The following is a 12151-nucleotide window of genomic DNA, read 5'->3' as shown; positions in this document are numbered from 1 at the left end:
GGTCGTTTGTTATGGGGGTTGCTGTGCCGTTTTGGAATTTGCCTGCCAACGGTCATATGAAGACCGATGACAGGCTGGCGATACAATCTATGCGCTGCTAAGGGCTACAGGGCAAAGTTAGCTGTTAATGATGAGAACTTACTTAGTCATTTCATCGACCGTCTTCACGAGCATGGGAAGGGCATCTTCAGGGGTAAGGTCGCCCCGCATAACCTTGGCAATGATGTCGCGTTCCGCACGCCAGATGCGCACCGACGATCCGGTCGGATAGCCCTCCCACGGGCGCGCCAGCTCGATTTGGGATGCCACTGTTTTGAAGCGCGGTTCCTTTTGGTAAAAAGGAGCAAGATAATCAGCGCCGTCAGCCAGTTTGTTCGTCGGCAGATACCCTGTCGTTTCTACCACGATACTCTGTCCTTTCGGGCCGGTAGCGAATTTCAGATATTCCCATGCAGCTTTCTGCACGGCTTCATCTTGTGAAAGAATGATGCCTGCGGCGCCACCCGTTGGGAGGCCGCCATTCTCCTTATCGTCAATCGGTACTCTTATCGTGTTTAGTTTGAAGCGGTCTCCTACAAGGCCGATAATCTGTGCAAGGCGGGCGGGTGTATCGATGAAATAGGCGGTTTGTCCGGCTGCGAATTGCTGGCGCGCCTGTTCAAATTCCAGCAAATTTTCGCCACCCTCAGTCACGATACGACGGAGAATTTTGAGGGCTGCCAGACCTTTTTCATTGTTGAATCCGGCTTTTCCCGTTTCAGGATCGACGAGCTGCGTTCCTTCCTGCCGCAAAATGGTCTGCCAGAGCCAATCGTCGGGCCAATCGTAAATTGTATAACCGATACCCGTCATCTTCGGGTCTGCGTCATGGATTTTCTTGGCGCGCGCCAGAAGGTCGTCCCAAGTCGCAGGTACCTCCTTGGGGTCCAAACCTGCTTTCTCGACGGCGCTTTCATTGACGTAAAGAATTGGAAGCGACGCGTTGAAAGCCATACCGTATTTGACACCATCTACAACGCCAATATCGAGCATGGACTGTGAATAATTCTGCGTTATCCAGTCTTTTGGTTCGGCATCCAGAAACGGCTTGAGGTTTACGATCTGGTTGCGCTTGGCCAAAGTGCGCGCAAGCTCGGGCAAAAGATGGTAGCCGGGAAAGTAGAGGTCTGGAAGCTGATTGGTGACGGCCAGCCGCTGCATCAGGAGATGGCCTTCGTCGTAGTCCTTGGCAGGAGCCCGGAATTTTATCTTGATATCCGGGTGTTCCTTCATGAAGGCTTGCGAAATTGGGTCATGGAACTTCGCAAAGCCGGATTGTGCGTAGAGCACGTCCAGTGTCACCTCGGCGGCGGGTGCCGTTCCCGCCATACAAAGCGTAAAGGTTCCGGCGGCGATGAATTTTACTATGTGTTTCATATGTTCCTCCCTGGATTCAGACGTTTATTTATTGAGGCTTCTTATTTGACACCGGTCATGGTGATGCCCTGAATGAAGCGCTTGCGCGCAATCAGGAAGCAGATCACGAGCGGGGCGGTGAGCATGGTGGCGGCCGCCGTCAGCGCTCCATAATTCGAGCCAGTTTCCGCGTCAGCGAAGAGCAGCATGCCAAGCGGCGGCGGTGCGAGCTGGTTGTCGGAAATGACGATGAGCGGCCAGTAAAGGTCGTTCCAATGCGCGACAATCGAGAACACCGCGAAAGCGGCGATTGCCGGCATGGCACTCGGCGTGACGATGCGCCAGATGATTTCAAGCTCGCCCATGCCGTCAAGTCGTGCGGCATTGATGATATCGTCAGGGAAACTCCTGAAAAACTGCCGGAACAGGAATATTGCGAAGGCTGACAGGAAAAACGGCAGCATCATCGAAAAATAGCTATTGAGCTGACCAGCCCAGGCCAGAGCGATATAGAGGGGAAGCGCTGGCACCTGGATGGGGATCGCCAGTGCCAGCAGGATCAGAACGAAGAAAAGGTTGCGGCCGGTAAATTTCAGCTTGGCCAGTGCGTAGGCACACGGGATCGCGACGATCAACTGGACCAGAAGGATACCGCTGCACACAATGACGCCGTTCAGTGCAAAGCGCAGCAAAGGTGCGCTTTCAAGCGCGAAGCTGTAATTTTCCACGCCATAAAACTGCGTTGGCCATAGCCGCAGCTGAGCGCTGAATATCTCATTTGGCGGTTTGATTGATGTGACCAGCATCCAGACGAAGGGCATGACGATGAAGATTGCACCCAAGATCAAGATGGCGTGGACCGCGATGAAGCAAAGTCCCCGTTTTAGCTCTGAGAGGCTGCGTGCAGGCGGGCTGGCGATTTGTGCCTGTTCGTCCGATAGCGGTGTCAATAGTGCACCCTCCTGTCGATGAAAAAGGTCTGGATGCCCGAAAAGATCAGGATGAATGCCAAAAACACCAGCGTCAGCGCTGCGGCATAGGCGGTCGAAAAATACTGGAAGCCTTCCAGATAGATCGCATAGAGAATCACATTGGTGGAATCTTGTGGGCCGCCCCGCGTGATCGCGACTACCGTGTCAAAGACCTTGAAGGCGGTGATGGATGTGGTGATGAGGACGAACATGGTCGTCGGCCCAAGCATCGGCCAGGTCACGGTCAGGAAGCGGTCGATCACGCCAGCTGCACCATCAATATCAGCGGCTTCATAGAGGTCTTTGGGGATCGCCGAGAGACCGGCCAAAAACAGCACCATGTTGAACCCGACAAGTTGCCAGATTCCAATGACCGCCAACGTCGGCAGCGCATAGGCAGGGTCGCTGAGGAAATTGACCGGCTGGAAGCCCAGGGCAACAATAATCGCGTTGATTGGTCCAAGGCTTGGATGAAGCAGGAATTTCCATACCGACGCCATGGCAATAAGCGTTGCCGTGACCGGCAGGAAGAAGATGACCTCATAGATTGCGCGGCTACGCGTTCGGCCATGGATGAGAAGGGCGAACAGGAGGCCGAGCCCCACTGATCCGGGAACCACGAAGGCCACGTAGATGAACGTGTTGAAGAGCGATCGACGGAAGGTTTCGTCGTGCAAGGCATTGGAAAAATTCTTGAGGCCGGCAAATGACAGCGTCAGGTCGCCAAGCTGATAATCGGTGAGACTGAGCACCACCAAGACAATCAGCGGCACGATATGGAGCAGCACGAGCAGTATGAATGCGGGTGCCGCCAGGCCAAGCCCTGTCAGCTTCTCAACGAATTCTCGCCGCCCGAGCCTTTGTCCAAGAGCCGGTTCAACGGGTTGAGCCATGTTTTGCCCTCCCGGAATCGTCGCCTGACAAGAGCACATGCGTTTTTTCCGCCCGCCGTCCGTCGGGGCCGAAAATATGGCAAAGCGTGGGGTCGAAGGTCAGTCGCACAGCATCGCCTTCGTGGATGTCTTCATGCGGCGAAGTCGTGCGCATGATGAAACTGGTCGCTTCCGTGCCGGTCAGGTCGAGGTGATGGAGAAATTCGGCGCCGAGATTTTCCGTGCGGCGCAGGCGTGCGTCGATGATTGGTTGACCTGTGGCCGTCTGCTTAAGCGAAAGAAGGTCGAGCGCCTCCGGCCTGATGCCGATGGTCACACTCTCGCCCTGCGGCAGGTTGACGGCGATGCCAAGTGGCCTGCCTTGTATTTCCACCCGACCAGCCGGTCCAATCGATGCGGGCATAGTATTGATTGTTGGGCTACCGATGAAGCGGGCCACTTCCAGATTGGTCGGATGCTCATAAAGTTCCGTCGGCGTCCCGAGCTGCTGCACCTTGCCGCCGTCCATCATTGCGACACGGTCCGACATGGTCATGGCTTCGATCTGGTCGTGCGTGACATAGATGAAGGTCGCGCCCATGCGCTTGTGCAGTTCGGTCAGTTCTGTGCGCATGTGGACGCGCAGTTTCGCGTCCAGATTGGATAGCGGTTCGTCCATCAAGAAGGCGCGCGGCTGGCGGACCATCGCCCGGCCGAGCGCCACACGCTGGCGCTGCCCGCCAGAAAGCTGCGCGGGTTTGCGGCCAAGCAGCGCCTCGATCTTCAATTGGCCGGCCACGGCTTCGACCTGTTGTGCAATCTCTTGTGTTAGCCTTTTGCGGCGTGGCGAGAGATGTTTGAACAGCGGGATGCGCTCCAACAGGCTGAGTTTTTCTACGGTGAGGGGAACAGCGATGTTGTCGAAAGCCGTCATATGCGGATAAAGCGCGTAACTTTGAAACACCATCGACAGCTTGCGCTCATGCGGGCGCAGGTGATTCACCGATGCGCCGTCCACGCTGATCGTACCTGCCGACTGGCTTTCCAGGCCGGCGATGATGCGCACGAGCGTCGACTTGCCGCAGCCCGAAGGTCCAACGAGGGTAAGAAATTCCCCGTCGCGGATCGAAATATTAATGTCGTCCAGTACCTTGAAGCTTCCGAACGATTTAGTGATGTTTTGTATATCGACCTGGGACAAAAGTTCTCCTCCAGCATTCGTCGCCCGCTCCAACTATCGCGGGGGGTAAACTTCGTGCACGACGTCGTCGATCCACATCATCGTCAGCTCCGGCAGATGGATGCGCTCGAATGTGAAACCCGCATCCGAGAATTCATAACGCACGGCGCCAAGCTGCTTTTCACCGCCCAGCGGCGGCTGCATGTCTGGACCGACTGCGAACGCGGCCGACGGACACCAGACAAACTGGACCCCGTCGAGAACAAAATCATGTGACAGATGAAGATGACCATTGGCGATAAGATCGACACCGAAGCGCTGCGTGAGGCGCTGCAGCCGGGTGCGCGGTTCCGGCCTTACTGACCAATAGCCGTTGTCGATATCGTCCCAGCCATTGATAAACAGAGGTTGGTGGGTAAACCATGCGATGCGGCGGCCGTCCGCGCTCTCCATTTGTCGTTCCAGCCAGTGAAACTGCGCTTCTTCCGCCGCAAGACCGGAACTCAGGATCATGGAATCGAACCCGAGAAGGCGCCATGCTCCCACATCCTTTGCCCAGAAATCTGCGCCATACTGTCGGTTCCAGCGTTCCAGACGATGTTCGTTGGTCGGCTGATGTGCGCTTTGCGGTTCGCCGACATCGTGGTTTCCAGGAACAACCAGCATCGGGGCGGGCAGGCCGACCATCACTTCGCGGCAGAAGGCAAAATCGTCCTCGACATCCGCGCCGTCGACGCTGATATCACCTGAATGGATGATCAGATTGGGATTTTCACTGGCGAGCCAGTTTTTCAAAGGCTGCCAATTTTCCACGAAATGCGCCCTATGGCGCCCAAGATGCGTGTCTGAAATCTGTATGACGCGGACCATTCTTTCATTCCCCTGATTGCAAACTGATCAGATCAATTCACCGCATCGAAAAAAGCTTACAACTGTTGGTGTGGACTTGCAAATGTAACGTTGCGGTCAGTCGGCCGGTCATGTTCACCGATGAGGATATTGGCAGCGGCTATCGCAGCCGGTAATTCTGCTGCTCCGTTGACAACGAAAGCAGCGCCGCTGGCCTTGAGAAGCGAAGCCCGGTCGGGACGCGGATCTGCTGGATCGACAAATCCGATTGCAGTCATGCCTGCTGCATTGGCGGCGAGGACGCCGTGCGAACTGTCGTCGATCATCACGCAATGCTCCGGCTTGACGTGGAATTGTTCAGCGCAATGCAAAAGAAGGTCTGGGGCAGGCTTGGGTCTTGCCACCATCTGGGCGCTGAACACTGCGGGATGGAAATGCTCCCACAAATCAAGCTTGCCCAAACTGCTTTTGAGGCGCTCGATGGAACTGTTCGAGGCAACGCATTTGGGCCGCCTCACGCTTTTGACCACCGCATCAATGCCCGGCATCGATGTGAGCGAACACCCAAATTCCTCATAAAGACGCGTGTGCCAGGCGGAGAAATGGGCATCTATGTCGACCATGCCCAGTTCTTCCGCACAGATCCGGCGGATAGACGGTTCTGAATGGCCGGTGAACCTGACATGCGCCTCCTCGTCCGTGATGGACATGCCGGCATTGCGCAGCATTTCGGCAAGTGTTCGGCTGGCAATCGGCTCGCTGTCAATCAGCACCCCGTCACAGTCAAAAATGATGAGAGCAATATTTTCAAGAGCATCCAAGCCTGCTGATGTTATGTCGGTCATGGCAATCATCCCTGCACGCAGGGCATTGGATGGACGGCAGGAAAGCCAGCCCGCATATCGTACGGGATAGGTCGGTGTCGTTTTGCCCTTTTGATTTCCGGCGGCATCGCTCTTTCCTCCCGGTAGTACTTCAACTTTGACGACATTCAGTCTAGGTAGGTTAAAACAGTTGTCAATAGATAATTACAGATGTAAATACATTAGATATTGAAACAGTGGAATCAGCGATTTGTGCCGTAAATTCGGAGGGTCGGTATCTTTCCGTGCAGGAGAAGCGCTTCTATACCAAAGCAGACAGGCAGAGGGTCCGCCTGGCGGGGCCCAGTTGGCAAATGAGGTTCTGATGATGAACGGAAAGCTGTTGTTGAACGGTCCAGCTGCGCTCGCCGAAGAACAGATGCAGATGCGCGTCGTCTGGCAATATTTCATGGAAGGTCGGACACAGGGGGAAATCGCGCAGGCCTTCTCCACCAATCGCCTGCGCATCAACAAGATTATCGCCGAGGCGCGCCGGTCGGGGCTGGTGACGATCACGTTGAACTCGCGATTGGTGTCATGCGTAGAATTGGAGCGACAGCTCGTCGCCGATTTTTCGTTGCGCCACGCCAGTATCGTACCGACGCCCGAAAATCCTGCGCTGGTGCCGGCGCTGGTGGGACAGGCGACCGCCGATTTTCTCGTAGACCAGCTGAACACCACTGATATATCGGGGATCGGTGTGGGGTGGGGCGCGACATTGCGCGAGATGGTGCGTCACATGCCTAAGCTGAAACGGCCCGATGTTTCCGTCAATTCCGTCCTCGGCGGTCTCACGCACGGCATCGAGATCAATACATTCGATATTGCGAGTGATCTGGCGCGCCAACTCAATGCGCAATGCGCTTATCTCGCCGCGCCGATTTACGCAGGTAGCCCCCAATCTCGCGACGCCATCGTCAGTCAGGACGTGTTCGAAAGCGCTTTTGAGCGGATCAGGAAGAACGACATTATCCTTGTCAGTATCGGCGACTTGACGATGCGTTCGCTGCTAATCCGCTACGGATTGCCGAGTGACGTTTCGTTGGATGAACTGATTGCAGCTGGTGCCTGCGGCGATATCGTCGCGCAGTTTATTGACCGGAATGGTAAGCCCATCGACCATCCGATCAACCGGCGCGCCATAGCGCCGTCATTCGAGACCCTAAAAAGCGTGCCGACTGTGGTGTTCGCGTCGGGCGGGCTTAACAAGGCAGAAGCGCTTGCTGCCGCGCTGCTCTCCGGCACCGGCAATGTACTCATTTGCGACGAGGAAACCGCGCGCCGTGCACGCCAGATTGCGCTTGATGCATTAGGTGTTTCAGGCGGGTAGCCAGATCATCTACGTTCCAAACTGCGCCGCTGGACGCTATCATCTTTAGCGATAAATAGCTCTCCTCATTGCGGGCCACTTTCCTCCAATCAGCGGAAACCTTCAATCCAGCTTGGAAATCGCCAAATGCGAGCGATTGTTGGACACTAAGGGGAAAAATAACTACCGCATCAAGCTCCAAAAGCCATGCTTTCGACCATGCACCTTTTTCAGATCCGCAACGTAGTCATCATGCGTTTTGAACTCTGCCAACTCTTCTATCTGATGTGCCAGAGACGCACATTCCATGAGATGTCGCGCGGCGTGCTTGTAACGACTGGAGCGAGCATAATTAAGCGTAAAGTCGATCATGGCACGCAGAAGGAGGGTCGCTGCCAGTGGATATTTCGCGCTTAGCACTTCTGCTGCAGGAGAGAGCAGTTCGTAACGATCGCCATCTAGTCCGGCGGCTCGGTGCCTTACCAATTTGGCCGCTTCGGCAGGAGAAGGATAGTTCAAAAAGAGTATCAATGCCTGCTGTACATCGGGATGGGTCTGAGCGTATGCAAATGCCTTTTCCTCAGCCTCCACATCGTCAAAATCCGGTAATCGGCGCACAAATTCCTTCAGCATGCCGTCATTGAGAGACTGTTCAAAGCACTGCCAGCGAAACTGTTGTGCTTCTTCACCACGACCGAGCATTTCAAGAGCGTCGGCTCGTGTCGCCTGCCAATCGTAGGGAACTTGATACCGCTCACCGATTTGTGCCTTGTCAAGGATTCTCAAAGCTTCCTCGGCTCGCCCTGCCGAAACCATCCTCCTGCCGATCTCTGTCGCTACTGTGGGGATAATATGCGTGTGCTCGGCATGCTGAGCGATATACAGGTCCACGTCACCTAACGCGTCAGCGATTTGCTGCAAGGACACTTTTGCTGTGAAGAATGCGCTACTCGCATAGACATCGTCCCGATAAACAGGCTCGTTTGAGCTCAAACCTATCAGTTGTCTGCTTTCGTTGGTTCGTTTCGTGTCGCGTGTCTTCGTTCCGCCTTCGAATAGCTGCTGCAATTGCCGCAGCCCTTCTTCGCCAAGGGCTGGTACCATGGATGGGATCAATCTGTCGAATTGACTGTAGCCATTGTTATTCTGGAGTGCTGCATAAATTCGCCCGACAAGGCTCTCCGTGGAAATCTTGACCTGTCCAGCTATCCGTCCTGCGTCATCAATTGCCTGATGAAAGCTTTCGGTGAGCGTTCCGCTACCGTCATGTGTGCGTTCGTAAATAGAATCTCCTAACAACAAAAACTGCCATATGAGTTCGAAAGCCTCATCGGGATTCGTCGGTGCTATTTTTTCGACGATTGTTTTACGCTGGGTTTCCAGATCGGATTTGACCGTCTTGACTTTCTGCCAGTCGATCCAACTCTTGGCACGAGCGATACTGCTGAGACGTTTGCGAACCTCCCTGGCCAATTCTTCCCCGCTAGAGTTACCAGCAAGTTCCATTCGAAGACGTCGTTTGTGGTTGGCATTTCCGGTACTGATTTCGATCAGCAGTTCAGCCAGTTTCTCTACGCCGAGCGCTTCGAGATTTTTTGCATTGAGCGTCGTTTTGGATGCCATGAAATAAGCCATTCGATTAATGCATAGCTGAAATCTGAATAGCGGACTGAACAGGTTTTCACCAGCATGATTAATCTCTTCTACGGACGGGTTTCCCTCGATTGAACTTTCAACGAACTCATTCTGGCACATCGCGATGCCGTTGGGAGCCGTCCACACCAACATGGAAGAAAAGTTGGTCATCGGGTTACATTTGTTTCACAAGATTCTCGCATCGTCTCAATGTGTATCGTTGGGGCGATTGTTGAAGGGTTGCTCCGACCATTGAGCACCGCGATCCAGCCTGAAGAAGAGGCGGAGCTAAAAGCCTGTCTCGTTCAGGTTTGTTTGAGATTTGCCGGTCAGTTTGCCAGATGAGCAGCCATGGCACCTATCGCTTAGTTTGCCACGAAGGGTCATGACAGGGGGAGCATGGCCCCGAACAAAAATGAAGATCACGCTTTGTGTCATTGCGATTCGTCGCTTTAACCCGACGGGAGGAAACTTTAAATGAAGCGCAGTTTTGCGGTCTTTATCGTTTGACGAACCGGTTGACTTCTGCAGCCTCGTCCATTTCCTTTCGTCGGAAATAGATGGCGCGCCCGCAGCGGATCGGACTGTGTCCCTGTACAATGATGATCTGCTCATCCTTGCGCATGCTTTGAGTGATTTCGTGTGGCATGATCAGCGGGCGACGTTGGAAATTGAGGTTTTCGGATTTTCGCGAGGCGGTGTTTTTCGTATCCCAGCCGGTATTTCGTGAACTGCTTTTTACCTCCACCGTCATTTCCCCGCATTGGGCCGAGACGTTTCGCGCGGTATCGAGTGCCTTGATCGCCGCATAGCTTGTAAAGGCGCATCCATCGAGCCATGACAATGCACCGTCTTTGCCAAAATGGCGTTCCAACTGGCCGACGGATTGGTACATCAGCATCATGCTGATCCCGTATTTGCGACCGCGATCACGCGCTTCTTCAAGAACGCGCATATAGCCAAGCAGGTCAACCTCATCGAGCATGAACAAGGCACGGCGCTGGAATGCACCATCCGCCTCAATCATTGCATTGATCAGCGAGCCGATGATTACACGCCCGATCCCCGGATAGGAACGCAGGATCGATGCAGGGATATTTAGAAACACATCCTTTTTGCCTGTCGCGATCTCTGCGGATTTGAAGCTATCGCCACAGACGAGGGCAGCGTAATTGTCGAGAGATAGCCATTGTGTATCCTTCGATGCAGTCGAATAGACACCTGAAAACGTCTGCTCGGTCATATTGACGAAGACGCCAAGTGTTTCACGAATGAAGGCAGATTCTGAATGCTCCTGAACCTCTCGCAGCATGGCGAGCACGGATGTCTCGGGTTCGGAAACGATCTGTCGCAGGCTGCGCAAATTGCGTCGGCCGGAAAACTCCGGCGACAGCGTGACATGTGCGAGAAGCCCAGTGAGAAGATTATGGGCCTGATCTTGAAAGTAAGAGCCGGTCGAGCTTTCGAAGCGCACACTTTCCGACAGCAACATATGAGCGATACCGACAATATCCTCTTCTTTGCTGGTTGATGTCTCAATTGCGTCAAGCACATTGAAACCTGTGACAGGGTTTGTCGGGTCAAGGATCATGGCTTCTCGCCGCAGTTTCTTCCGGCGATGTTCGATGACCATTGGTGCCACTTCGGTCGAGGGATCAAGACAGATGATCGGACCGGTGTAGCGCAGCGCTGTTGGCACGACATTACTCGTCGTCTTGTAGCCGCCTGATCCGGCAAAGAAGAGCATGTGGGTGGAATCGAAATCCTGCTTGTAGGTAAGAAGCGGTGCCTTGCCGCCGCGTCCCCATGTGGCTGGGTCGTTTGGATCGAATGGTAGTTTATGAACGAGCTCCTTGTCGACGCGATAACGTTCGCCAACGACGATTTCGCCATCTTCCGGGAATAGTCGTGCTGCAGCACGCATTGGCAGCCAGTCTGCATCGCCGAAGGTTGCACGCCGGGCGCGCATTACCTGTTCAGGCACGACACTGGAAATGCGTGCTGATACAGCAATGGCAATAAAGCCGATGACAGCGCTGACGACCGCGATCATATCAAGGTATGACAGCGTCTGGTCCCAACTCAATGCCCGGCCTTCCACGAAGGGGGAAAGACGGGTAATTTCGCGCAATGCGTAGAAGCCAGTTATGAGCAGGAAGCAGGCAAGGCTTGCCAGAGCGATCGGTTTCCGCCGATGTAATGGCAACATCCAGACAGTCAGGAGCCCGGCAAGCGGGCCGAATACAAGGGCTGGTACAGGAGACGCCCGTAAAATCCAGTATTGCGGTTTCCCTGATAAGCCAGCGGCCAATTCCGGCCAACGCCAGTTGGTAATATAGAATGCTAAACTGGAAACAGCGACTGGCACCAGGACGAGCAATTGGCTTGGATGCGGTTTTGCGCCAGTCGTCATTGCACAGCATCCGGCTTTTCTTGCCAATGAGGATCCGATGCTTTTGCGCGGAAAGCCATTTCACCGCGATTGCGCAAGCGCTGAAACTCATCCGTATCCGGTAAAAGTCGCGCCAGTTCCAGTAAGCCACCGAGCAGGAATGCCCGGTCTGCCGTCGACAGACCGGCACGAACGACAATTTCGCCGAGTAGGTATTTTTTGCGAAGGTCTTTCTTGCGTTTAACTGACACGAGTAACCTCCGTCGACGTGCCAGTCCCACCATTTGTCTTTCTATGCGACGCAACGGATGCGCCACCGATGTTCCTTTTTTTCCTTTCGCGAAATCGTGTCGTAATTTCACTAATGATTTGATCGATCTCCGTATCGGCGATGTCCATTTCCGCCAAACCGGATTTCGTGGCTGCACGCGCAAAGCGCTCGGCGGATTTTACCAGCAGTTCTTTTCTGCGTTCGTGCAGCTTCTCGATTTGCATGTCGATATCAAGAATAGAATTTTTGCCTGCCATCTATCGCGTTCCTTCCCATTTCACCGTTTTGCCTCTTGTTAATTTAACTATATATAAAAAGATAGTTAAATATGTTATAAAGCGCAAATCCATACCAATTGATGCGATAAACACCGGTTTTACTGTCTATAAAATTGATGTCGATCAAAGCTCGTGT

11 protein-coding genes are annotated in these 12151 nt (G+C 54.1%); 1 reads left to right on the top strand and 10 read right to left on the bottom strand.

Annotated features, from left to right (window positions below; translation table 11 throughout):
- Nucleotides 1–138: 138 nt before the first annotated feature.
- From FIB18_RS06765 to FIB18_RS06740, 6 genes are all read right to left on the bottom strand, one after another.
- Entirely contained in the window at nucleotides 139–1416 is a 1278-nt protein-coding gene (locus FIB18_RS06765; protein ID WP_140019990.1) for an ABC transporter substrate-binding protein, read from the bottom strand.
- Nucleotides 1417–1457: 41 nt separating this feature from the next.
- Entirely contained in the window at nucleotides 1458–2261 is an 804-nt protein-coding gene (locus FIB18_RS06760; protein WP_167522170.1) for a carbohydrate ABC transporter permease, read from the bottom strand.
- Between the two features lie 80 nt (nucleotides 2262–2341).
- Nucleotides 2342–3259 carry a carbohydrate ABC transporter permease gene (locus FIB18_RS06755; RefSeq protein WP_140019988.1) on the bottom strand — a complete coding sequence of 306 codons (918 nt, stop codon included), beginning with the start codon at nucleotides 3257–3259 and terminating at the stop codon, nucleotides 2342–2344.
- Nucleotides 3243–4439: an ABC transporter ATP-binding protein gene (locus tag FIB18_RS06750; RefSeq protein ID WP_140019987.1), complete on the bottom strand. Its 1197-nt coding sequence runs from the start codon at nucleotides 4437–4439 to the stop codon at nucleotides 3243–3245. Before FIB18_RS06750 ends, FIB18_RS06755 begins: the two co-directional genes overlap by 17 nt.
- 33 nt (nucleotides 4440–4472) lie before the next feature.
- The gene (locus tag FIB18_RS06745; protein WP_140019986.1) at nucleotides 4473–5288 is read right to left on the bottom strand and encodes a metallophosphoesterase family protein; all 816 of its coding nucleotides are present in this window, start codon (nucleotides 5286–5288) and stop codon (nucleotides 4473–4475) included.
- Nucleotides 5289–5344: 56 nt separating this feature from the next.
- A complete protein-coding gene (locus FIB18_RS06740) occupies nucleotides 5345–6112 on the bottom strand; it encodes an HAD family hydrolase (RefSeq protein ID WP_140019985.1) in 768 nt (255 codons plus the stop codon).
- 346 nt (nucleotides 6113–6458) lie between these two features.
- Between FIB18_RS06740 and FIB18_RS06735 the strand changes: the two genes are divergently transcribed.
- Entirely contained in the window at nucleotides 6459–7460 is a 1002-nt protein-coding gene (locus FIB18_RS06735; protein WP_140020353.1) for a sugar-binding transcriptional regulator, read from the top strand.
- Between the two features lie 162 nt (nucleotides 7461–7622).
- On the opposite strand, the gene FIB18_RS06730 is transcribed toward FIB18_RS06735, so the two are convergent.
- The 4 genes from FIB18_RS06730 to FIB18_RS06715 form a co-directional block, all read right to left on the bottom strand.
- Nucleotides 7623–9062: a DUF6880 family protein gene (locus FIB18_RS06730; protein WP_140020352.1), complete on the bottom strand. Its 1440-nt coding sequence runs from the start codon at nucleotides 9060–9062 to the stop codon at nucleotides 7623–7625.
- A gap of 511 nt (nucleotides 9063–9573) precedes the next feature.
- The gene (traG, locus tag FIB18_RS06725) at nucleotides 9574–11487 is read right to left on the bottom strand and encodes a Ti-type conjugative transfer system protein TraG (protein WP_140019984.1); all 1914 of its coding nucleotides are present in this window, start codon (nucleotides 11485–11487) and stop codon (nucleotides 9574–9576) included.
- On the bottom strand, nucleotides 11484–11717 hold the full coding sequence (locus tag FIB18_RS06720; RefSeq protein WP_140019983.1) for a conjugal transfer protein TraD: 234 nt from the start codon (nucleotides 11715–11717) through the stop codon (nucleotides 11484–11486). Before FIB18_RS06720 ends, traG begins: the two co-directional genes overlap by 4 nt.
- A complete protein-coding gene (locus FIB18_RS06715; RefSeq protein WP_140019982.1) occupies nucleotides 11707–11994 on the bottom strand; it encodes a TraC family protein in 288 nt (95 codons plus the stop codon). The genes FIB18_RS06720 and FIB18_RS06715 overlap by 11 nt, the downstream gene beginning before the upstream one ends.
- Nucleotides 11995–12151 lie beyond the last annotated feature (157 nt).

Origin of the sequence: Brucella pecoris, from assembly GCF_006376675.1 — a bacterium.
Taxonomy (GTDB): Bacteria; Pseudomonadota; Alphaproteobacteria; order Rhizobiales; family Rhizobiaceae; genus Brucella; species Brucella pecoris.
Note: the sequence above shows the minus strand (reverse complement) of the source record. Positions and strands in the feature narration are given on the sequence as shown.